The 23,326-nt window shown below is 50.7% G+C and carries 20 protein-coding genes; 14 read left to right on the top strand and 6 right to left on the bottom strand.

Annotated elements, in window-relative coordinates; all coding sequences use genetic code 11:
- Positions 1-15 precede the first annotated feature (15 nt).
- From GBK04_RS04055 to dusB, 3 genes are read right to left on the bottom strand one after another with little or no spacing between them, the layout of a single operon-like run.
- Positions 16-516, bottom strand: a complete 501-nt coding sequence (locus GBK04_RS04055) for an acyl-CoA carboxylase biotin carboxyl carrier protein subunit (RefSeq protein WP_152757065.1) — start codon at positions 514-516, stop codon at positions 16-18.
- A gap of 12 nt (positions 517-528) precedes the next feature.
- Positions 529-1,464, bottom strand: a complete 936-nt coding sequence (locus tag GBK04_RS04050) for a DMT family transporter (protein WP_152757063.1) — start codon at positions 1,462-1,464, stop codon at positions 529-531.
- Positions 1,461-2,459 (bottom strand): tRNA dihydrouridine synthase DusB, encoded by a 999-nt coding sequence (gene dusB, locus GBK04_RS04045; protein WP_373330700.1) that lies wholly within the window; start codon positions 2,457-2,459, stop codon positions 1,461-1,463. Before dusB ends, GBK04_RS04050 begins: the two co-directional genes overlap by 4 nt.
- Positions 2,460-2,601: 142 nt before the next feature.
- Here dusB and GBK04_RS04040 point away from each other — a divergent pair, with 142 nt between their 5' ends.
- The 4 genes from GBK04_RS04040 to GBK04_RS04025 all read left to right on the top strand — a co-directional run bounded on the left by GBK04_RS04040 (position 2,602) and on the right by GBK04_RS04025 (position 5,686).
- Positions 2,602-3,552: a CPBP family intramembrane glutamic endopeptidase gene (locus GBK04_RS04040; RefSeq protein WP_152757061.1), complete on the top strand. Its 951-nt coding sequence runs from the start codon at positions 2,602-2,604 to the stop codon at positions 3,550-3,552.
- A gap of 205 nt (positions 3,553-3,757) precedes the next feature.
- A complete protein-coding gene (locus GBK04_RS04035; RefSeq protein ID WP_152757058.1) occupies positions 3,758-3,970 on the top strand; it encodes a putative signal transducing protein in 213 nt (70 codons plus the stop codon).
- The gene (locus GBK04_RS04030; protein WP_152757057.1) at positions 3,951-4,784 is read left to right on the top strand and encodes a phosphatidate cytidylyltransferase; all 834 of its coding nucleotides are present in this window, start codon (positions 3,951-3,953) and stop codon (positions 4,782-4,784) included. Before GBK04_RS04035 ends, GBK04_RS04030 begins: the two co-directional genes overlap by 20 nt.
- Positions 4,785-4,963: 179 nt before the next feature.
- On the top strand, positions 4,964-5,686 hold the full coding sequence (locus GBK04_RS04025) for a carboxypeptidase-like regulatory domain-containing protein (RefSeq protein WP_152757055.1): 723 nt from the start codon (positions 4,964-4,966) through the stop codon (positions 5,684-5,686).
- A 60-nt stretch (positions 5,687-5,746) separates the two neighbouring features.
- Here GBK04_RS04025 and GBK04_RS04020 read toward each other — a convergent pair whose 3' ends face one another.
- Positions 5,747-6,589, bottom strand: a complete 843-nt coding sequence (locus GBK04_RS04020; RefSeq protein WP_152757053.1) for a UDP-2,3-diacylglucosamine diphosphatase — start codon at positions 6,587-6,589, stop codon at positions 5,747-5,749.
- A 202-nt stretch (positions 6,590-6,791) separates the two neighbouring features.
- On the opposite strand from GBK04_RS04020, the gene GBK04_RS04015 reads away from it, so the two are divergent.
- From GBK04_RS04015 to GBK04_RS04005, 3 genes are all read left to right on the top strand, one after another.
- Complete coding sequence (locus GBK04_RS04015; RefSeq protein WP_152757051.1) at positions 6,792-7,454, top strand: sensor histidine kinase; 663 nt, start codon at positions 6,792-6,794, stop codon at positions 7,452-7,454.
- Positions 7,455-7,555: 101 nt separating this feature from the next.
- A complete protein-coding gene (locus GBK04_RS04010) occupies positions 7,556-8,314 on the top strand; it encodes a LytR/AlgR family response regulator transcription factor (RefSeq protein ID WP_152757050.1) in 759 nt (252 codons plus the stop codon).
- A gap of 96 nt (positions 8,315-8,410) precedes the next feature.
- A complete protein-coding gene (locus tag GBK04_RS04005) occupies positions 8,411-9,805 on the top strand; it encodes an OmpA family protein (protein ID WP_152757048.1) in 1,395 nt (464 codons plus the stop codon).
- Positions 9,806-9,885: 80 nt separating this feature from the next.
- Here GBK04_RS04005 and GBK04_RS04000 read toward each other — a convergent pair whose 3' ends face one another.
- Both GBK04_RS04000 and GBK04_RS03995 read right to left on the bottom strand, forming a co-directional pair.
- Positions 9,886-11,940, bottom strand: coding sequence for a histidine kinase (locus GBK04_RS04000; protein ID WP_373330699.1), 2,055 nt, complete (start codon positions 11,938-11,940; stop codon positions 9,886-9,888).
- Positions 11,941-12,241: 301 nt separating this feature from the next.
- Positions 12,242-12,874: a hypothetical protein gene (locus GBK04_RS03995; RefSeq protein WP_152757044.1), complete on the bottom strand. Its 633-nt coding sequence runs from the start codon at positions 12,872-12,874 to the stop codon at positions 12,242-12,244.
- A 185-nt stretch (positions 12,875-13,059) separates the two neighbouring features.
- Here GBK04_RS03995 and GBK04_RS03990 point away from each other — a divergent pair, with 185 nt between their 5' ends.
- From GBK04_RS03990 to ccoG, 7 genes are all read left to right on the top strand, one after another.
- The gene (locus GBK04_RS03990) at positions 13,060-15,528 is read left to right on the top strand and encodes a heavy metal translocating P-type ATPase (RefSeq protein ID WP_152757043.1); all 2,469 of its coding nucleotides are present in this window, start codon (positions 13,060-13,062) and stop codon (positions 15,526-15,528) included.
- A gap of 150 nt (positions 15,529-15,678) precedes the next feature.
- Positions 15,679-16,440, top strand: a complete 762-nt coding sequence (locus GBK04_RS03985) for an outer membrane lipoprotein-sorting protein (protein WP_152757042.1) — start codon at positions 15,679-15,681, stop codon at positions 16,438-16,440.
- A gap of 276 nt (positions 16,441-16,716) precedes the next feature.
- Positions 16,717-17,775: an SGNH/GDSL hydrolase family protein gene (locus GBK04_RS03980; protein WP_152757041.1), complete on the top strand. Its 1,059-nt coding sequence runs from the start codon at positions 16,717-16,719 to the stop codon at positions 17,773-17,775.
- A 433-nt stretch (positions 17,776-18,208) separates the two neighbouring features.
- Positions 18,209-18,397 carry a cbb3-type cytochrome oxidase assembly protein CcoS gene (ccoS, locus tag GBK04_RS03975; protein ID WP_152757040.1) on the top strand — a complete coding sequence of 63 codons (189 nt, stop codon included), beginning with the start codon at positions 18,209-18,211 and terminating at the stop codon, positions 18,395-18,397.
- A 26-nt stretch (positions 18,398-18,423) separates the two neighbouring features.
- On the top strand, positions 18,424-20,598 hold the full coding sequence (gene ccoN, locus GBK04_RS03970) for a cytochrome-c oxidase, cbb3-type subunit I (protein ID WP_373330698.1): 2,175 nt from the start codon (positions 18,424-18,426) through the stop codon (positions 20,596-20,598).
- A 98-nt stretch (positions 20,599-20,696) separates the two neighbouring features.
- Positions 20,697-21,767, top strand: a complete 1,071-nt coding sequence (locus GBK04_RS03965) for a cbb3-type cytochrome c oxidase N-terminal domain-containing protein (protein WP_152757039.1) — start codon at positions 20,697-20,699, stop codon at positions 21,765-21,767.
- 113 nt (positions 21,768-21,880) lie between these two features.
- Positions 21,881-23,281, top strand: a complete 1,401-nt coding sequence (gene ccoG, locus GBK04_RS03960; RefSeq protein WP_152757038.1) for a cytochrome c oxidase accessory protein CcoG — start codon at positions 21,881-21,883, stop codon at positions 23,279-23,281.
- Positions 23,282-23,326 lie beyond the last annotated feature (45 nt).

Genomic DNA, 23,326 nt, shown 5'->3' with positions numbered 1-23,326 from the left:
AGAATTACAACTTATTCAGGCAAACTCTATCAGTACCTGGTTTTTTTCAACGCTGGTACCCGGCTCAATTCGGATGGCTTTTACGGTAGCCTCGGCGGGAGCTTTGATGGTATTTTCCATCTTCATAGCCACCAGCACCAGCAAAATATCGCCTTTCTTTACCGCATCACCTACCTTGACCGATACAGTTTGAATCAGGCCCGGCATGGGGGCCTTTACTTCGTTGATTTTGGTGGCGATGGCATGGTCCATACCCATACTTTCCAGAAGCAGGGCCACGCGGTCTTTGGTAGTGGTGGTCAGAAGCTGTCCATTGATTTTGAGTGTGGTTTTCTTTTCTGCCGGATCGTATTCTACTACTTCTACTTCGAAAGAACGGTCTTTCCAAAGGACATGGTACCGGTTGGGGCTCAACTGTGCCACATCGCCTTCGAAAAGCGACCCGTCCAGGTACCATTTGTCTTTTTCCTGCCTTACCTCGAAAGTACTCGCTTCGTTGACTGTGATTTTCAGCATAAAAGGAAATGATTAAAGGGTACTTTCAATGTTGAGCAAAGCTTTTCGGGTTTTGGTGCGGCGGTTGATCAGGTACACCCCGATCAGAATGACAGCCGTACCAAGCCATTGCTGAAGCCCGATGAATTCACCGTCCAGCAAACCCCACGATAAGGCTACGATGGGCATCAAATAGGTGACCGAAGCTGCGAAAACCGCACTGGTAATCTGGATGATGCGGTTGAAAATAACCGACATCAGTCCCGAGGCCAGCACGCCAAGGCTCAGCAGGTAGGAGGAGGGAATCAGGTTGACCGGATCGACTATTTTTTCAAAAAAATTGGTAAACAACAAAATTCCAAAAGCGACCGGTCCTACTCCCGCAAAAATCCACGCCGTTGAGACGACAGCGGGTAGTTGGCTGTAATAATGGGATACAATGTTGATATTGGTACCGTAGCAAACCGTAGCCAGGACAATATACAGCGCGTAGTAGTTGATTACCGGCATGGCTACCCCGCCCCGGGTGAATACCAGCATCAGAGCACCCGCCAAAGCGATCACCAAACCTACCACCTGCATCCGGTGGGTACTTTTGGCAAAAAACAAGATTCCGATGAGCATCGTAAACATCGGGCTTACCGCGTTGAGCGTACCGGCCAGGGCACTGTTGATTTTGCTTTGGGCGATGGCGAAAAAAAACGCTGGCATCAGGTACCCCAGCATACCTGAGGTAAAGAAGTGCCCCATAAGCGGTTTGGGGATGGTTTTCCAGCTGCGGATCAGGACCGGTATGAAAAAGAGAAAGGCGAAAAACACCCGCCCGGCGGCTACCTCAGAAACCGAATAGGTGAGCAGGCTTTTTTTGATAAGGATGAACGAACTCCCCCAAACCAGAGCCAGCAACAGTAGCAGCCCCCACGCCAGCCAAGTGCCGGAGGTGTTGGGGTGGGCCGGTTTTTCGCTCATACCGACAAGGATTCTACCTCCCCGAATACCTCACTGATTTCGTTCAGGATCGTATTGAGTTCGTCGAACGACATGCTTTGCACCAGTCGCATCCGGTAGGGCTTGAAGTGATCCAGGCCCCGGAAATAATTGGTATAATGGCGACGCATCTCAAAAATTCCCGTGATCTCGCCTTTCCAGCGCACTGAAAATTCTAGGTGTTGGCGGCATACTTCCACGCGTTCGGCCAGGGTAGGTGAGGGGAGGAAGGTACCTGTTGCGAGGTAGTGTTTTATTTCATTGAAAATCCAGGGGTACCCAATGGACGCGCGGCCTACCATGATTCCGTCCACACCGTAGCGGTTTTTGTAGTCGAGGGCTTTTTGGGGACTGTCGATGTCGCCATTGCCAAAAATCGGGATCGTAACCCGCGGATTCTCCTTAATGCGGGCGATGAGCGTCCAATCGGCAGCACCCTTGTACATCTGTACCCGCGTCCGGCCGTGGACGGTGAGCGCCTGAATGCCCACATCCTGTAGCCGTTCGGCTACCTCAAGAATATTTTTGGTGGTCTCGTCCCAGCCGAGTCGCGTCTTGACGGTCACGGGTAGGTGGGTGGCTTTGACCACGGCTTCGGTCATTCTCACCATTTTGGGTATGTCCTGCAGCAAGGCTGCTCCTGCGCCCCGGCAGGCTACGTTTTTTACCGGACAGCCGTAGTTGATGTCAATCAGATCGGGCTGGGCGCGGGTAGCGATTTCGGCGCAAGAGTGCATGGTTTCGACATCGCTGCCAAAGAGCTGGATGCCGATGGGCCGTTCGTATTCGAAAATATCCAATTTCTGTACACTCTTGGCCGCATCACGGATCAGTCCTTCGGACGAAATAAATTCCGTGTACATCAGGTCGGCCCCGTTCTGCTTGCACACCGCTCGGAACGGAGGGTCGCTCACATCTTCCATCGGGGCCAAGAGCAGGGGGAAATCGTTCAGGGATATATTACCAATCTTTACCACTTTGTTTTCGGTTGAAGTGTCTGATCGTTAAAATGTTTGGTATTCTGCTGCGGGAGAAGCGTGTACTGTAAGCCACAGTTCGAGGACTCAGCGGATAAACAAGTGAACAATTAAACAATATTGCCGTAAATTTACGGGAATTATGCAAAATACTACGCCACTAACCCTACCATCACGCGTCCCTAACACCTGGCGGAGCCTTCTGGTTCTTGTGGGATTTATTCTGGTGGGAATGTCAGTGGGCAATATTCTGGCCGTTTTGGTACTGGTGAAGGTGTTGGGGAGTGGGCAGGGAATTGCTGATATGGATATCATCAATACCCTGATTCGGTCGCCTCAGGATGTACCCAACGGCTGGTACGCCTTGCTGCTGCTGCAGGCTATGGCGCATGTATCTACTTACCTGATTCCTCCCCTGCTTTACTGGTTTTATATCGAGCGCCGGAAACTACACGATTTCCGGACGCGACCGTTTACACCGCCAGTCCTGTGGGGACTTACCCTGGTTGTGGTACTGGCCTTTATGCCACTCAATAGCTTGATCATCGAATGGAACGCGGAGATGAAGCTTCCCGATGCGCTGGGCGGCGTAGAGCAATGGATGCGCAGCCAGGAAGATCAGCTGGCCAGACTTACCGATTTCATGACTGCTTTCGAAACCCCCAAGCAGTTTGTGGTGGCCATGCTGGTGATCGGAGTGCTGCCGGCCATCGGCGAAGAAGTGCTGTTCCGTGGTGTGCTCCAGCGCAAACTCACAGAACAGTGGGTCAACCCGCACCTGGCGATTTGGGTGGCCGCTGCGTTATTCAGTGCGATCCATGTTCAATTCTACGGTTTTCTGCCCCGGATGTTGCTTGGTGCCCTCTTTGGCTACCTGTACTATTGGTCGGGAAGCCTTTTGATTGCTATCTTCGCGCACTTTGTCAACAATGGCATCATGGTGCTGATGTTGTACCTTTACCACCTCGGGCTGGTCGACTACAACATCGAGGACAATGAGTCGGTACCCTGGCCCGCCGCTCTGGCATCACTGGTCGTTACGGTAGCTTTGCTCTATGGAATCCGGCGACAAAGCAAACCTCAGGTGGCCTGATTTTTGAATGCAGGACCAAAAGAAAGCAAAAGGTGAAGCACCGCCCAAAGCTATGTCCGCAGCCGTGAACGTCGGCTGGCAACAGGATTTGAAGATTGAGTAAAAATAAGCTGAGGAATTGACAAGATGACGGGTAAATACTTATTTTAGACCAAAATGTGGTACCCTGAGTCCAGTATCTACTTTTAAATTAATACACAGCAATATGGAGAATTGGGAAAGTGTAATGAATACTAAAAACTCGGCACAGGCCGAGATCGCGCGTGGACTTTTGGAGCAGAACGGCATCGATGCGGTAATCATGGACAGAAAAGACAGCAGCTATTCCAATATTTTTGGTTATGCCGAAGTGCTGGTGCCTGTTGAGTACGTCGAAGCCGCCAAAGCGCTGTTAGCCAATGAAGTCACGCCTGAATAGCCTGAGCAATTTACAACAGCGGGTCGTAGCGGCGGTCATCGGAGTGGCCATTATCGTGTCATCCATTTTATATAGTGATCTTACGTTCGCCCTGCTGTTTTGTGCCATGAGCATGTTCACGCAGCTCGAATTCTACAAGCTGCTGGGGTTGGATGGCAACCTGCCCCTAACCTTTTATGGTACCTTGTGTGGGGTGTTGCTGGTATTGCTCACGTATGTGATCGAGAAGGGCCTGATCGCGTTTGAAAACTATTTCCTGATCAGTCCGTTTCTGGCAATGATTTTCTTTATCAAGCTCTACAAAAAAAATGACCTGAAACCTTTTACGAACATTGGTTTCACATTTCTGGGGCTTATCTATGTAGCGCTGCCTTTCTCACTCATTGTGGTCATGGCCATGCGGGGCGGGGTGTATAATTTTGAAATAGTGCTGGGTAGCCTCTTGCTCTTGTGGGCTACGGATATCGGGGCCTATTTTGCCGGCACCAAGTTTGGCCGGCGTAAATTATTCGAGCGTGTTTCGCCCAAGAAATCGTGGGAAGGCGCGGTGGGTGGGGCACTTTCGGCCACGGTGATTGCTTTTGTACTGGGCTTGTATTTCCACACATTCGAGCCCTGGAAATGGTTTTGTATCGGAGGCATCATCGTAGTGACAGGTACCTACGGCGATCTGGTAGAGTCGTTGTTCAAGCGTAGCATAGCCATCAAGGATTCGGGAAGTACCATTCCGGGTCATGGCGGTTTTCTGGACCGCTTCGACGGATTATTACTTTCGGCCCCTTTCATCGTCACTTTTTTGAAGCTTTTTTCGTAGGCCGGGCAACCTTTTATTGAAAAAAAGGAACAATTAGGGGGGGGATGGTGCGTTTTGACTCAAAGGACTATGAAATCCAACTAAACTTCTACCTGAGGTAATATATACGGTAAGTTTCAGGTACCTTGTTATAGATAGTATAAAAAGATTATGGCCCAAAGCCAGTCCAACATATGAGCATGAAAAACAACCTCCTACTAATCGTATTATTGCTTTCTGCAACCTTTTTTGGCTCAAAAGCCCAGGCACAGGGTGAGCAGAAGGCCATTATCTTCACGGGGGTAGTTGTAGCAGGTAAGTCGACCGAGCGGTTACCGGGGGCGTACATTTATCTTCCTAAGGCGGGCCGGGGTACCCTATCCAGTAACGGGTACAATGCGGGTTATTTTTCAATTCCCGTTTTTCCGGGCGATAGTATCGTGTTTAGCTACGTAGGGTACAAGACTCAATACCACATCATTCCGCGAAACTACAATGCCGAAACCTACTCGGCGATCATTGCCATGCAGGAGTCGGTCACGATGCTGGCTGAGGTACGGGTGTACCCCTACGCTACCGAAGAAGAATTCAAGAAGGCCTTTTTGGCATTGAAATTACCCGATCAGGCCGACCGTGACGCCCTGGCTCGCAGTACCGATATTGACTACATAAACCGGATGGCCGCCCAAATGCCCAATAATGCGCAAACCAACTACCGCTACACGATGGACCAACAATTGTTCGGGCGGGAATCGGCAGCTAATAAGGGCTTTGCGACTACCTTTCCGTTCCTGAATCCGTTTGCCTGGGGTAAATTCATCAAGTCGGTGCAAGATGGTGACCTGAAGAAAAAAGAATATCGTAAAGATCTGAATCAGACTCCCCGCGAAAACATGACCCGGCAGGATTTTATCAAAAAGTGAGTTTTTCAGTTGAAGGTACCCGGCAGGGTTTGTTACGGCGTGGGTACGGTGTGTAGTTCGCTAGGACTGAGTTTTTGTTCTCCTAAGCTTCTGGGCCCGGTCTTCTTCGTATACCAGTAACTCCATCTTCTCTCCGTCAAATTCCGCGTAGGTCTGTTGGTTGACCCATTCTCCCAGATTGATATACCGACTGGTTTCACTGACTCGCAGGTCAAGGGGTAGGTGGCGATGCCCAAAAACATAGAAATCGTGCGGACTGACGGCTTCTACTTCACGACAATACAGGAAAAGCCATTCCTGCGCTTCGCCTTTAAAAGTCTCTTCCCCTTTCTTACTATTGGAAATACGGCTGCGTTTCGACCAGGTTGTGGCAATGCGCAGACCCACGTCGGGATGTAGTTGCCGGAACGTCCAGCGGGCGAGCGAATTTTCAAATACCTTTTTCAATCCCTTGTACACGTGGTCGCCCGGCCCCAGCCCGTCGCCATGGCCCACCAACAGGGTACGCTGGGTACCCTGTGCCGTGCGGAAAAGGTAACGAACGGGCGCCCGGTGAATCGCTGCCCCCAGTTCGGTGGCAAAGTAGTCGGCCATCCACATGTCGTGATTGCCCGTAAAAAAAACCAGTTCAATACCTTCATCGGCCAATTCGGCGAGTTTTCCCAACAAGCGGATGAAGCCCTTGGGTACGGCATGCTTGTATTCGAACCAGAAATCGAAAATGTCCCCTACCAGAAAAATAATCTGGGCATCGGGTCGGATACTTTCGAGCCAGCGCACAATGGTTCGCTCGCGCACCTGGCTCGCTTCGGGGCTGGGGGCACCCAGGTGGAAGTCGGACGAAAAATACGCCCGCTTGCCAGGCTTCAAGTCAATACGCTCCGTGGGGAAAGTCGTGGTCATAGTGCTGCTTCAATTGGGCCGCAAGTTACGAGGTTGGTACGGAGCTTTACAAGTCGTGCCCTCCGAATGATAGCCCATCCACCCCGATTGCCATTTCGGGGAGTTGATTTGCTCACTAACGCGCGCAAGTCCGTTTCCAAGTCCGTATATTCGATAAAATGATCTGCACATCCGTCCTCCCAAAGGAAGATTATTGCTATGTATGCCTCTGGATATTGACCTTCAAATGGCCCGGTTGGAAGTGAAGCTACTGCGCGCGCAATTTAGCTCCCACTTTTTGTTCAATCATCTGAATGCGATCAATTACCGCATTTTGAGGGAAGATCCTACAATGGCGTCTTCGTACCTCACGCTGTTTGCCCGGCTATTGCGGCGTATCACGGCCGATTCACGCCGCGAATTCGTCAGGCTGTCTGACGAGATGGAGACCATTCGGCTTTTCATAAAGCTCGAAAGCATGCGGTTCAGTCAGCCGATCCATTTCGTCACTTCCATCGAGCCCGGGATCGACCCTGCGTACGTATGGGTACCTTCCTTGGTGCTGCATACCTACGTGGAGAATGCCATATGGCACGTTTTGCAGCAGCGGGAGGAAGCGGGAGCCATTCAGTTGAAACTGATCAAGAAATCAACCCGGTACCATCTGCTCCTGGAAGATAATGGCAAGGGGCGCTCAAAGCGGCTTTCTGACCGGCTGAAGCCACACGATCAGGCCGGATTGGATTTGGTTGGAGAGCGCCTGCGGCTGCTCAACCGACAATTCGGCACGGATCTGCGGGTAACCCTTGGAAATCCCGAGCTTGCGGGCGAATCACATGCCGGGGTACCTGGCAAGCGGGGGGGGTACCTAAGGGCAGGACGGTAGATCTCTCGTTTCAACCCTTTGCGATTTGAGCGCCTGATCCCTGGAAAGTACCTTTATATTTGTTTTATAAAAAAGGAACCTGACAATCTGCCGATAAAACCATGAAAGCTATTCTCGTAGATGATGAACTGCATTGCACCGAAAGCCTGGACATTCTGCTGCGCAGTTATTGCCCGGGTGTACAGGTACTGGCCAAGTTCAATCGCTCGGAAGAGGCCTTGCTCCGGTTGGGTCAGGGTGATTTCGATGTGGTTTTTCTGGATATTGAAATGCCGGTCTACAATGGCTTTGAACTCTTGAACCGGGTACCCAACAAGAATTTCGACGTCGTATTCACGACTGCCTATGACCAGTTTGCGGTGAAAGCCTTCAAATATAGCGCCTTCGATTACCTGCTCAAACCCATCGATGCCGAAGAGCTTCAGGAATGTGTAAGCAAATTGAGTGAGAAACAACGGCAGCACGATCTGGAAGGGCAGTTAGGGTTTCTGCGTACGATGTTGCTGCGCGAGCAGCAGGTACCCCAGAAAATTGCCTTGCCCACTACCCAGGGCGTCGAATACGTCGAGATTGCGGAAATAATCCGTTGTGAGTCGGATAGCAACTATACCCGGATTTATCAGGGCGGGAATAGCCCTACCCTGATCTGCCGCACACTGAAGGAAGTGGAAGAACTGCTGGAAGGCGCCAATTTTGCCCGTATTCACCACTCTCATCTGATCAACCTGGATCACCTCCGTAAGTACCTGCGCTCGGACGGAGGGTATGTGGTGATGTCGGATGGCAGCGAAATTACGGTATCGCGGAGCCGGAAAGATGTTTTGAATACTTTGCTCAAAGTGCGGTCTTTCCGGAACTAAGCCTTTGTTGTCCGCTTACTCATTTTTTGGGCATCTCAAGGCAATAAATGGTATATTTACCCATCGGATTCAGAATCACCAACCAACTCATTACCAATGAAATCGTTTAAAATATTCGCATTATTAACCACAATGGGCTTTGCAATCGCTTGGGAAAGCCAGGCTCAGATCCGCATCAATAGGCCCGAACGCGTGATCGAAAGGCAGGCCGAAAACCGCGCCAACCGCCGCATCGACCAGGCTGTAGACAAGGGCTTCGACAAACTGGAAGAAGGTATCGGGAGTATCTTTAAGAAAAAAGATAAAAAGGAGGAGGTCAAGAAGGAAGAGGGTGGAAATAATGGGAATGGTACCGCGGAAACCTCTGAAAGCCAGAATGGGGGTGGACGCATGTCGGGCGGGGATGCTAACGACCAAGCCGCCCAAGGGGCTGGCTCTGAAAAAGCCGCCTTTAAATCGTACAGCAAGTTTGATTTTGTGCCGGGTGAAAAAATTGTGGCCTCCGAAGATTTCTCCCAGGATGCCGTAGGTGATTTTCCGGCTAAGTGGAATACCAATGGCTCGGCCGAAGTGGTGACGATCGAAGGCTACGAGGGCAAATGGCTCATGTTCAATCAGACGAAGAGCGCATCGTATATTCCCGATTTTATAAAAAACTTACCCGATAATTTTACGCTCGAATACGACCTGATTTATAATAACTTAGACAAAGAGTATGCCTACCAGCAATGGCTCTACACGGCATTTTACGAGGCAGAAAAAAATGACGCCAATATCCAAAGTGAAAGTGGCGGCCGGGGGGCAGTTTTTGGAATCAATGGCGGTATGGGATCGGGCAGCGTTTCACTGGTTCAGACTGACCCAAATGCCTACCGCACCGATTTGCAGGGCAACCGCGACATGGCCAACGTCATCAACCCTGACAACAACGGTAAGATTTTCCATGTAGCGATGTGGCGGCAGAAGCAGCGACTGCGGATCTATGTGGACGACCTGAAAGTATTCGACCTACCCCGCATTTTTCCCGCGGACATCAATTTGAACGCCATGCGGTTTCATTCGAGTCTGTCCAGGGAAAATGACCAGATGTTCGTATCAAACATTCGCCTGGCCGTCGGTGCACCCGACACGCGTTCCAAGCTGATCACCGAAGGCAAATTTGTGACAACGGGAATTACCTTCGATGTGAACTCCGCTACCATCCGGCCCGAGTCTTATGCCGTTCTTAAGGATATTGCCGGCACGCTCTCCGAAAATCCAGCGGTAAAGGTGAAGATTATCGGGCATACCGACTCCGATGGGGACGATGCAACCAATATGGCGCTGTCCAAAAAGCGGGCTGAGTCGGTAAAAGAAAACCTGGTGACTGAATTCGGAATCGACAAAAGCCGTCTGGAAACCGACGGCAAGGGCGAAACCGCTCCGGCCGCTCCCAACACTACTCCCGAAGGCAAAGCCAACAACCGCCGGGTAGAGTTCGTGAAGATGTAAGGGAAGATAGTTTTGAATGATGGCATGAGAGAATGATAGAATAGTTTTTATTCACGAATTCTATCATTCTCCATTATACGCTACTCGGGCAACTGGTAGCGAATTTCTACGGAGGTACCTGCAACCTCGCCATCCGGTCCTACCACATCATTTACCGCAATCTGGATTTGGGAGGAAAAGTTTTTGTTAAAAAGCTCCACCCGTTTACTGGTGATCTGCATACCGAACGATTTCTTGACGTGGGCCGAGCGGCTCTTCATCTGGCGGGCTTTCTGCCTGCCGATTCCGTTGTCCTCAATCACAAACAGGCAAAAGTCTTTCTCTTCCGAAACCCTTACAGTGAGCTGCTTGTCGGGATTAGGGCTGTGTAACAAGCCGTGCCAGATAGCATTTTCAGCAAAAGGCTGCAGTAGCAACGGGGGTACCTGCAGGCCGTCCGTATCGAAGTCTTCAGGTACCCTGATCTCATACCCAAAACTTTCTCCGAAGCGCCTCGCTTCAATTTCAAGGTACAGCCGCAGGGCCTCCAGTTCTTCACTCAACGGGATCGTGTTCTCGCTGGAATTTTGGAGTACCATCCTGAGGAGGCGGGCAAATTTGCCCAGGTAATCGCTGGCCTTGTCGTTCTCATTGTTGAGTACGAAGTACCGAATCGTGTTGAGGCTGTTGAAAATAAAGTGCGGATTCATCTGCGCCCGCAGGGCCTGCATTTCCATTTCACTCAGCTGAAACTCAAACTCCGACCGCAAATGTGCTTCTTTCTGTACTTGCATGGCTTCCGACATGGCCATCACTTCCCGAGTTCGCTCGTCTAGCTTTTCGGTCAGTTCGCGGTTTGCTTTTTCCGAAATATCCTGATTCACGCGCAACTGATCAATGTAAGCCCGCTGATTATTGTTTCGTTCGCGTTCCAGTAGCCTTACGTTGTAGCCAAGCGCAAACGAAAAGCACATGATTTCGCACAGAACGCCAATCTGAAAAAAGTTGATCGGTGAAAGCGTTGCGTACACTTCCCTATCAATCAGCCCCAGGCTGGTAACGGTGGAAAGTACTACGCCGGTGATAAAGAAAACATTACCGATCAAAAAGTACGTCAGGAGAGGCGAGCGGTTTTTTTGGAGAATACGTACCAGCATGGCCACATTGAATACCAGCAGCACCACCCGGTCGAAGATGAGCAAGTTCTGTTCAAACTCACGCTTCCAGATGACCGCCGAAACTAACAAGACCAGGAAAGCATAGTCTATCAATCCCTTCCAGGAAATATTCAGGAAGCGGTCCAGGTGCGGATCATGCTCCCTGATCCGCAGCAGTCCCATGGAAAAACGGATATAGAGCGCAGTATAAATCAGTTGCAGAGGTTCGTTGATAAGGCTGACGGTTATGGGGAAGCCATCGACCCAGTAGCCCATAAAAAACAACGAGTCGGTTTTCAGAGTGAAGTACAGGGCTACGCCACCCAGATATAGACCATAGTATAGATAAAGGGAGTCGCGGGTGGTGATGAATAGGAAAGCGACGAACAAAAAGATAGCCAGTACCGCGCCCAGAACCAGCACGCTAAGGTACGCGCCATTGAAGTTGCTCGAATAGCTTTCCCAAAAGCTATCCTTCAGGCTTTGTTCCGTGATAAAGCGTACATTGGGGTCAGAGAAAAGCGCATAGCGGTTATCGATTCTGATCAGGAAGGAAAGCGTTTGGCCGGGCGAAAAATCCACCGGTAGCAGATAATTGCTATACCGGTAGGCTACCTCCCAGTAGGATACGAAACGTCCTACCCGCTCGTGCCGTACCGTGCGGAAACGGTCGGGCGAGATATAGAAATGAACGACATCATTCTGAGCGGGCGAATCAAAAATCCGACGTTGGGGGTAGGGTGTATCGTTAAGTACATCAAATCGGGCCCAATAGACACTATCACGCCCTGATTCTTGCCCACCCCCGAAAGTATGAAACGTTGAAACCGCCAGTGTGTCGTTCGGAAACGGGGGCTGTGCCGTAATGCGCCATAGGGCCAGGCCAATCAGTGAAGTGTCATTTTTGATATCTGAAAGGCGAAGGGTAGGTACGGGTTGGGCAACCAGGATTGGCGTAAATAACAGGATAAGCAAACAGGCAGATACGAGTTTCCGCATGGGTAGGAGCGAGTGCATTCGGGGTTCTGATCGCTAAGATAGGAATTACCACGTAATAGCCCGTCAGCCTGATTCGGTGCTTATGAACCCACACCTGACTAAAATCAGGATTTTTCTGAGGCAGTTGTTGATGTTCTCACCAACAACTGCCTAATTTTATTCGAGACTTCTTATTTATCCCGGAAAATGCGCTTGAGATTTGATAGGACGTGCTATGGCATTGGTGATAATGCTAATGTAAACGTAAAACACCACATAAAGCAAAGCGCCTTGAAATCACTGTTGCTTTAAAATCTGATCGTTAGAAAACGCTGGTCTTTTCCGCCAAGCTGTCTTCCTCCTTCAAAATAACGATAGAACCAACTGAAAAAACTTTCTTGGGATCATTCGATATTTCTTTAACATATTGGGCGAAATGATAATCCTTGATGCCATCAGGAGTGATTTCCCCAGAGATTGCAATTATCAAAACCAATGAAGTTCCGTCACTATACTGAGCGAGTACCTCCGTGAAGGCCGTGAATAAATTCCCATTTCCAGATACCGTTCCTTTCCAAAAAGTAGCATTTGAACTTGTCGCCAACTTGAAATATATATCGACGGTCTCATGATCCGAAGGGTCAATAAAGTCCACGGCAACGAACTGCATTTTAGTGGCGTCAGCCTTGGCTCCGACTCTGGAAATACTACTCGCTGCCCAATCTTTTACGAACACAAGGGATTGCATCTGAAATATTCCCTGAACCAACGGCTCAGTAGTTCCCCCGTAAACGGGCATTCCCTGCGCTTTTAAATCATCGATGATTTTTTGGGAAGCGACATTCAGTACTTTTTGTGAAAACTGGTTGGGCGTCACTTTATTTTTGCTACCGTCCTTACAGGAAAATGTGAACAAAATCAGGAGTAGAGTACCAAGATTGACAATCCTTTTCATGGCTTTTTGATTTAAGGTTTTAGGATTAACTTCCTTAAATCTAAGAAATTATAGGCTGTAATGCTGGAAACTTTAGTATTCGGTAGCTGATCAAAGTCATGTTTTTCAAGAAGGGTACGTCATCTTTTTAGGAAAATTGTGGAGCGAATTTTGGGGTTTGTAAAGTACCCCAGCGCTACACTTTCATGGGAAAGAACGAACCCAATACACAGGTACCTACCGCCGAACCTACCCTTTGCTACCACTGCGGCGAACGCTGTCGCGATGAGCCAATCAGCCACGATCACCACGATTTCTGTTGTGAAGGCTGCCAGACGGTCTATGACCTGCTCAAGGAGAATGACCTGTGCCAGTACTACCGCTTCACGGATGGAAAGGGCAACTCGCCTGACGTGGATTTCTACCAGGGTAAGTTCGCCCATCTGGACCTGGACGACATGCGCACCAAATTACTGGAATTTACCGATGGGCGGCAGGAGCGGGTCAATTGGCTGGTACCCAAAATGCACTGCAGTTCGTGCATCTGGCTGCTGGAGCAGTTGCACCGTTTGCATCCGGGCGTCAGGAGTTCGGTTGTCAACTTTCCCGAAAAGACCGTTCGTATTACCTTTGACCCTGCCCAAATAAGACTCAGCCAACTGGCTGAACTCATGGCGCGGGTCGGTTATGAGCCTTACATCAGTCTGAATGATGTAGAAAACAAGCGGCCTCCCAAATGGAACCGTACGCGTCTGTACAAGATCGGCATTGCGGGTTTTGCCTTTGGCAATATCATGATGCTGAGCCTGCCCGAGTATTTCAACCTTGGGCAAAGTACCGAAGACCAGCAATTGCGCGGCTTGTTTACCACGCTGAATGTAGCCTTGGCCGTACCGGTGTTTTTTTACAGTGCTTCCGAATTTTTTGTGTCGGCCGGGAAAGCCCTGCGGGGAAGGTACCTCAACATCGACGCGCCCATTGCCCTCGCACTGCTGAGTGTTTTTCTGACGAGTATCTACCAGGTCATTACGCAAAGTGGATCGGGGTACTTCGATTCGTTAGCCGGAGCCGTGTTCTTCATGCTATTGGGAAGGTACTTTCAGGATAAAACCTACGCCAGTATCGCCTTCGATCGCGATTACAAATCCTACTTCCCCATAGCCGTCGCGGTCGTAAACGACGGCGTCGAAACGCGGCTACCCGTACAGGATCTGCGGCCCGGCGACCGCATTAGGGTACGCAACCGCGAACTGATTCCGGCGGATGCCACGTTGGCAAGCCCCGCGACGCTTATTGATTACAGTTTCGTATCGGGTGAAGCGGAACCGGTGAAACGGAAAAAGGGAGATATCCTCTACGCCGGGGGACGGCAGTGCGGTCCGGCTATAGAGCTGGAAATCGTGCGGCGCGTCTCCCAAAGCTACCTGACACAACTCTGGAACAATGATGCCTTTACCAAAGAAAAAGAAGATCAGAACCAAACGCTGGCCGCACGCATCAACCGTTATTTCTCGGTTGTCGTATTAGCGCTGGCGGCGGTCACGTTTGTGGTATGGTCGGTAGCAGGGCAGTGGGAAACCGCCTTCAATGCGTTTACGACGGTCCTGCTGGTAGCTTGTCCGTGTGCCCTGTTGCTTTCGGCTACTTTCACCAATGGTAACCTGCTGAGCCTGTTCGGCAAGCACGGCTTTTATCTCAAAAATGCCCACGCTCTCGAACGCCTTTCCAGGACCGATACGGTCGTATTTGACAAAACAGGAACGATAACGCTCCCCAGTGAAGCGGAGGTGGAGTTTGTGGGGGTACCTTTGACTGCCAAAGAGCAGAGTATGTTCAAAACCCTGGCTACCCAATCGTCACATCCATTGAGCCGCTTGCTAGTGAAAGCATTACCGGAGGTACCTACGAGCAAAAAAGCGTTCACCCAATTCTACGAGCAGGAAGGGGCAGGCATCCGGGCTGAGTGGGGGCGGCAATCGGTACGTCTGGGTTCGTTCCGTTGGGTAGGTGAGGGGACAGGAATTCCATCTGAATTCGGCGAAGGTACCCCTCCCCAAAATCCGCACGTTTACGTAGCAGTCGACGGCAATATCAGGGGGTACTTTGCGATTCGTCCGCGCTACCGGCCCGGCCTGGCCGCTACGGTAGCTACCCTGCAGGCCGAAAACTACGATACCTACCTGTTATCGGGCGATCAGCCCACCGATCCGCAGTTTCTGGGCGAACTTTTCGGGGATAATTCTCACCTGCTTTTTCAGCAAAAACCAGAGCAAAAGCTCGATTTTATCAAGAAGCTTCAACAAACTCAAAACCGGAACGTACTCATGGTGGGCGACGGCCTCAACGATGCCGGAGCCTTACAACAAAGCGACGTAGGGCTGGCCGTTTCGGACGACATTAACAACTTCTCGCCCGCCTGCGATGTACTTTTACAGGGCGAAAAGCTACCCTTACTGCCCAGGTACATCCGGCTGGCGCAGTCCGGACAGCGCATTATAAAAACCAGTTTTGGCATTTCGTTGCTCTATAATTTAGTGGGTGTTTCGTTCGCGATTACGGGGCAATTGTCGCCCGCAGTGTCAGCCATTCTTATGCCTATTAGTTCTATCTTCATCGTGCTTTTTACAACCGCCGCCACTAACTATTCGGCGCGCCGATGGTTGCGGGTAAAGTAATATGGACGTATGATGCACTCCGTAGTGTATTGGTCCGCGAAATTGGAAAAATCTTCTTTCAGGAGTCTTACTCCGGCGAATATTTCACAACATTGGAGACGGTAGAGCGTTTTCGTGGATATATTTGAACACGAATCAACGCCAATTTCTATGAAGGTTTTTAAATTGCTGGTAATACTGTTGCTGGCATCGGGCACATCCAATGCACAGCAGGCAACTGTCAAGGCACCGACTGTGGACGATATTCTGAACAAGTACTATGAAAACAGTGGAGGTAAGGCTCTGTGGGATTCTCTGAAAAGTGTACGGATGACAGGGCAGGTTTCAGTGCAGGGTATGGAAATTCCGGTCACGATTATCCAGACGGCCGCCGGGCAGCAGAAGGTAAGCATTAAATTTCAGGGGCAGGAGATAACGCAGGTGGCCTTTGATGGAGAAAAGGGCTGGAATACGGACTTTATGAACCAGAAGGCGGAGAAAATGAGCGCCGAAGCCAATGCCAATACTAAACAGCAGGTAATGGATTTTCCCGACGCTTTACACAACTACAAGGCAAAAGGCTACCTGGCCCAGCTGGAAGGGAAGGAGATGATCGAAGGTAAGGAAGCCTTCAAAGTCAAATTGATAAAAACCCCCGTCAAACTCGATGGCCAGGAACAGGAGAATATCGTGTACTATTTTTTCGATCCTGAAAATTATCTGCCTGTCGCCATGCGTAATATGTCCCTCAGTGGACAAACCAAGGGAGCTTCTGTAGAAACGCTGCTCGACGACTACCGTCAGGTACAGGGGCTACTCTTTCCGTTTTCGAGCAAAATCAGCTACAACGGCCAGCCTGGCGAAACCATTCAACTCGAGAACATCGAAACGAATGCGAAATTTGATCCAAAACTGTTTGCGTTTCCGGAGTAAAGCGCGCGACAACTGATAGCTAGCCTGGGAAAATTGGGTTCTGATGAAAGGTCCGATGCCAATGCCAGGGGCGTGAAAGTACATTGTCGGGTCGGGCGATCCGGTACGCCCCAGAATGTGAAATGGGGGAGAAGGCTAATGGGGTATTTTGTTTTTGGACTATTTGGTTTATTTGTATAACAATGGCTACTTTTGGGGAAATGAAAACATCAGGAGGCGTTTCGATAGGTGCCACGCCTGCCTGTAGGTTTTGTGTACACCTTCTCCCCTCAGGTAATGATCAAGAAAATACTTTTCGGAATTATACTGTTATTCCTCAATATCGTCTTCGTTGAGGTTTGTCTTCGCTTGTTCAATTACGTATATCCAACCTCCATTTTCTACCGCGAAGATTACAATCAGTACCGGGGGATTCCGCACTCGGATAGTTATGGATTCAAACTCAACGCCCACGGATTCAAAGACGTAGAATACAATATTGCCAAAACGCCCGGTACATACCGGATCGTGGGCGTTGGCGATTCTTTCACTTTTGGGGTGGCACCTTATCCTTATAACTACCTGACCCTTCTGGAAGACACGCTTCACAACATGTCTACTTTGCCTCCAGTGGAGATTATCAACATGGGGATTTGCAGCACTGCGCCGCCTCACTACCTATCCATCATCACCGATGAAGCGCTACCACTCAAACCCGATATGATTCTGCTTTCGGTTTTCGTAGGTAACGATATTGCGGAAAGTTCCCGCGACTCGCGGAAACGCAAACTGTTCACCTATTCCTATCTGGCGTCATCTGTATACTACATTTACAAAGTTCTGACCGGACTTAGCCAGAATGGCACGGCTACTGCCTATGGCAAAGGATATGTGTACTGTGACTCCTGTAGTACATTGGACCCCGAAAGGTACCTCGATATCGAAACGCAACGCAGCTATGTTTTCTGCCAGAACAATACCAATTTTGAAAGGCATGTACAGGATGCTCTTTCCTACCTGCACAAAATCAACAATTTATGCAAGCGCCGGGGTATCAAACTAGTGGTAGCATTGTTGCCCGATGAAATGCAGGTCAATACGGACTTACAGAAACGCGTGCTTGCTAAAGGTACCCTTGCCGCGGCAGCCTGGGACAACGAACAGCCCAATCGGGTTTTGAGGCAGGAACTGGAAAAAGCCAATGTACCGGTGGTGGATCTGTTGAACGAATTCGTCGCCCGGCGGCAAGGCCCACCGCTTTACATACCTAACGACTCCCATTGGAATATTAAAGGGAATCGTGTGGCTGCGGCGTCTCTGGCGGGTCAACTACCAAGCCTAATAGCCGGGCCATGACGCTCATTACGCAGATGCGTTGCGCTGCTGAAGGAACCATCTACTTTTTTCATAACTCTTCGATCAATTGGCAGTAGGCGTTTAAAGTAGGTTTAGGTGAGTAAGCCTCTCGCAATGCAAACAGTTCAGAATGCGTGATATGATCAGCTAAAACCATACATCAAAGCCCAAAACACCATCAGTAAACCTGGGGATTGAACGACCCAAGATCTTATGAATAAGAAAAGGCCGACACACACGTGTGTCGGCCTTTTCTTATTTCCATTGTTCCAATAAATGTTGTTTTTACTATGCCCTTATTCTTAAAACTGACCAATGTCATTTCCCGACCTTGACCTACCTCATCGTTCAGCGGTGAGCCTGATGGTAGTTTTGTTGCCATGAAAGGTAAGACACTGATTTCTGACCCAAGTCATAACCAAAGGTACCCCTTATGAGCGCACTAATTATCCTGATCGGTTTCAGCCTGTTGGCTGCCTTGGGATTCCTGGGAGCCTTTGTGTGGTCGGTGCGGGGCGGACAGTTCGATGACGACTACACACCCTCCGTCCGCATCCTGTTCGACGATACCATCAACCCGCTTCCTTCTGACAAATCGACACCCCAGACAGCCAGCAAATAAACATTCACTCAATCAAAATTAACAATATGAGTTCAACTATAGCTATCGATGCTCACCCTCCGGTTGTGATGGACGAATTTCAGTACGACAACAAAATCGTCCGGAACTTTGCCATTGCCACCGTATTGTACGGCCTGATTGGCATCCTGGTCGGGGTGCTGATTGCTTTTCAGCTTGCCTACCCCTTCCTCAACTTCGAACTGTCGTACACGACTTTCGGACGGCTGCGCCCGCTGCACACCAACGCGGTGATTTTCGCCTTTGTGGGCAATGGTTTCTTCACGGGTATGTACTACTCGGCGCCCCGCATCCTCAAAGCACCGATGTGGAGCAAAAAATTGAGTTACTTCAATTTCTGGGGCTGGCAAGCCATCATTCTGGCGGCTGCCATTACCCTACCCATGGGTTTGACCACTTCCAAGGAATACGCCGAACTGGAATGGCCCATCGACATCGCCATTGCAGTAGTGTGGGTGGCAGCCATGATCAATCTGCTCATGACGATGGTCAACCGCCGGTCCGAGCATATCTACGCGGCCATCTGGTTCTACATTGCCTCCTTCATCACGGTGGCCATGTTGCACGTCGTGAATAGTCTGGCGCTACCCATTTCGTTGTTCAAGAGCTACTCGGTATACGCCGGGGTGCAGGATGCGCTGGTGCAGTGGTGGTATGGCCACAATGCCGTGGCGTTCTTCCTGACTACCCCCTATCTGGGTCTGATGTACTACTTCTTACCCAAGGCTGCTAACCGTCCCATCTATTCCTACCGCCTGTCGATCGTGCACTTCTGGGCGCTGATCTTCCTGTACATCTGGGCGGGGCCGCACCACCTGCTCTACAATGCCCTGCCCGACTGGGCCCAAACCCTGGGCGTAGTGTTTTCGATCATGCTGATCGCGCCTTCCTGGGGTGGAATGATCAACGGCCTCTTTACGCTTCGTGGAGCCTGGGATAAAGTGCGCGAGGATGTGGTGCTCAAATTCATGGTGGTAGCCCTGACGGCCTACGGCATGGCGACTTTCGAGGGGCCGATGCTGTCACTCAAAAGTGTGAACGCCATTAGCCACTTCACCGACTGGACCGTCGCCCACGTGCACGTGGGAGCGCTGGGCTGGAATGGCTTCCTGACCTTTGGTATCCTGTACTGGCTCATTCCGCGTATCTATGCTACGCCGCTGCATTCGCAGAAACTAGCCAATTTCCACTTCTGGATCGGTACCCTGGGTATCATCTTCTACGCCGTGCCGATGTACTGGGCGGGCTGGACGCAAAGCTCCATGTGGATGCAGTTTACCGAAGAAGGGTTGTTGAAGTACCCCAATTTTCTCGAAACAGTGATCCAACTGGTACCCCTTTATATCCTGCGTGGAATCGGCGGGGTACTGTATCTGGTGGGCTTCGCAGTGATGATTTACAACCTGTTGATGACTGCCAAAAACGGCACGCTGGTCGAAACTGAAACTGCAAGGGTACCCTCCGTCGCGTCGTCCTGGAAGCCCAGTAAAGGTGAATACTGGCATAGCCGCACGGTAGAGCGGAAGCCGGTACTGCTTACCGTTTGCGCGTTGATCGCCGTGGCTATTGGGGGCGTCATCGAGCTCGTACCTACCTTCATGGTCGAGTCCAACGTACCTACCATTGCCAGCGTGAAGCCCTATACGCCGCTCGAATTGCAGGGCCGTGACATCTACGTACGGGAAGGCTGCTATGTGTGCCATTCGCAGATGGTGCGCCCATTCCGGGCCGAGATCGAACGCTACGGCGAGTATTCCAAAGCCGGGGAATTCGTCTACGATCATCCCTTCCAGTGGGGTTCCAAGCGTACGGGCCCCGACTTGCACCGAGTAGGACAAAAGTACCCCGACTCCTGGCACTACAACCATATGGAAGATCCGCGCTCGATGTCGCCCGGCTCGCTCATGCCGCCCTATTCGTTCCTGTTGGACGCGCCGCTCGATACGGCTACTACGGCGGCCAAAATCCGCGCCATGCAGACCCTGGGGGTACCCTATGAGGAAGGCTACGACCAAATCGCTAACCGCGACCTGATGAAGCAGGCCGACCAGATTAAGGGCCGCCTCAAGCAAAGCGGCATCGAGACGCAGTCCGACCGCGAAATCGTGGCACTCATCGCCTACCTGCAACGCCTGGGTACCGACATCAAGGGCAATAATGGAAATGTAGCAAACCTAAACTAATCGATAACGGAGACAGGGTATTGGGTGCCCTAGCGAAGCATGGGCATCCAGTACCCAAAATCCAGCCGCTTCGGCGGACCGATCCAACATCCAAGCATATGAAATTCAAGAACTATCTCGAAACCATTGCGGGCGTCAGCATTTACCCGCTGATCTCGCTGGTGATATTCGTGGCCTTTTTCGTTGGGCTGCTGTGGTACGTCCTCCGCATGGGCCGTCAGGAAGTGGACGCAATGAAAGCGGTTCCACTGGACGACAGTGTAATTAAAAAGACCCTTTTGACCATTTTGGCCCTGCTAGTTGTCCCATCGGCTTTCGCCCAGGGCACCGAGGTACCTACCTCCTATTCCGATTTCCTTCTTTATGTCGTGATGTTTCTGTTGGTCTGTATGATCCTTGTGCTGCTGGTCGTACTGGTACAGGTAATCGTATTGTATCAGAAAATCACCACCAAAGCGCTACCCGCCGAGGTACAAGCCGAATCTACCCCTCTGTTCAGTCCCGGCTGGTGGCGCAAGTTCGTAGGTTTTTCCACACCGTTGAGTAAGGAAGAAAAGATCCTGCTGGCGGGCCACGAATACGACGGCATTCACGAGCTCGACAACCGGATGCCGCCCTGGCTGCAGTTCATGTTTGTGGGTACGGTGCTCTTCGCCATAACGTACGGTCTGTACTATCATGCCTTTGGTTTTGGTGATTTACAGATGGAAGAGTTGAACAAAGAACTGGCTATGGCCGAGGTGCAGAAGAAGGCCTATATTGAGAAAATGGGCGCGGGTATTAATGAAGAGAATGTGACGCTGCTCACCGAAGGAGCGCTCATCAAGGAAGGGGGCGTGATTTTTACGGAAAAATGCACCGCCTGCCACGCGGCTGACGGTGGAGGTGGGGTAGGTCCCAACCTGACCGATGACTATTGGCTTCATGGTGGCGATATCAAAGATGTGTTCAAGGTGATTAAGTACGGGGTACCTGAAAAGGGCATGATTTCGTGGGAAAAGCAACTCCCGCCCCAGGAAATGCAGAAAGTGGCCAGCTTCATCCTAGCCGAGTTACATGGCAACAAACCCATGGCTCCCAAAGCACCGCAGGGAGAATTGTACGAAACGCCTGCCGACGTACCCACCAATCCGGTGCCCCAAGCCCTTGAAGTAGCCAAACAACAATAAGCTTTTGGCCCTAAGATACTCGAGGCAATGGGTTGAAAGCAGCAGGCCAGTCATGTAGAGTTGATTATCATTTCAAAACGAAAAGGCTTCTGGCCGATAGCGGAGCCTACAGCATGAAATCCACGTACGAAATTTACGACGACTCGTTCCGCGACCATTATAGCGCGGTCAACGAAGAAGGTAAGCGGAATTGGTTTTACCCCCAGAAACCCAGCGGCTTCTGGCACAACCGCCGGGCCTGGTTTTCCGCCGTGGCCCTGACCCTCTTGTTTGCCGGACCTTTCCTCAAAGTCGATGGCCAACCGCTGTTTTTATTCAATGTCATTGAGCGGAAAATCATCATCTTCGGCCTGTTCATCGGGCCGCAAGACTACTGGCTTTTCGGCCTGGCTATGATGTCATTTATGGTGTTCATCGTGCTGTTTACCGTGGTGTACGGGCGGCTGTTCTGCGGCTGGGCCTGCCCGCAGACCATTTTTATGGAAATGGTTTTTCGCAAGATCGAGTACGCCATCGAAGGTACCCACACTCAGCAAAAAGTATTGGACAAAGCTCCGTGGACGACGGATAAGATCGCTAAGAAAGTCAGCAAATGGAGTATTTTCTTATTGATCTCGTTCGTGATTGCCAACCTGCTGCTATCCTACGTCGTGGGGGTGGATGAATTGAAAAAAATCATAACCGAGCCACTCTCCGAACATTGGTCGCTGTTTGGCGGCGTGGTGGGTTTCACGGCAGTTTTCTACTTTGTGTTCGCTTGGGCGCGCGACCAGGTCTGTACGGTGATTTGTCCCTACGGCCGCTTGCAGGGCGTACTGCTTGACCGCAACTCGATGGTGGTGGCCTACGACTACAAGCGCGGCGAGCCCCGCGAAAAACTCCACAAAGGTCAGGACCGCAACGCCGGCGATTGCATTTCCTGCCAGCAATGCGTGGTGGTGTGCCCCACGGGCATCGACATCCGGAACGGTACCCAGATGGAATGTATCAACTGTACGGCCTGCATCGACGCCTGCGACCACATGATGGACAAGGTAGGTTTCCCGCGCGGCCTGATTCGTTATGCTTCCGAAAATTCCATCGCCGATGGTACCAATCGGCTTATTACACCCCGGGTAATTGGCTATTCGGTGGTACTGGCGCTGCTGTGGGGCGTGTTAGGCTTCATGGTGGCTACCCGCACCGATACCGAAACAACACTTTTCCGCGCTCCCGGTACTACCTACATCGAAAATTCCGACGGCACGGTGAGCAACCTGTACACGTTCAAAATTTTTAACAAAACCAATCACCCTATTGCCCCCACGCTGAAACTCGAATCGCCCCAGGGTACCCTGCGCTTTGCAGGAAAACCTGATCTTGCGCTCGATCCGGTAGGTATGTCGGAAGGTACTTTGTTCGTGACATTACCCAAATCTGAGTTGAATAAGCGCAAGACGGATGTGAAGTTTTCGGTGTACCAGGGCGATAAAAAAATGGAAGAATTTAAAACCACCTTCATTGCCCCACAGTAGAAAAATGCCGAAAGCCGCATGCGATAGGCTTTTATGGCGCATAAT

The sequence above is a fragment of the Salmonirosea aquatica genome (assembly GCF_009296315.1).
GTDB lineage: Bacteria > Bacteroidota > Bacteroidia > Cytophagales > Spirosomataceae > Salmonirosea > Salmonirosea aquatica.
This window is presented reverse-complemented; position numbering and strand designations above follow the sequence as displayed.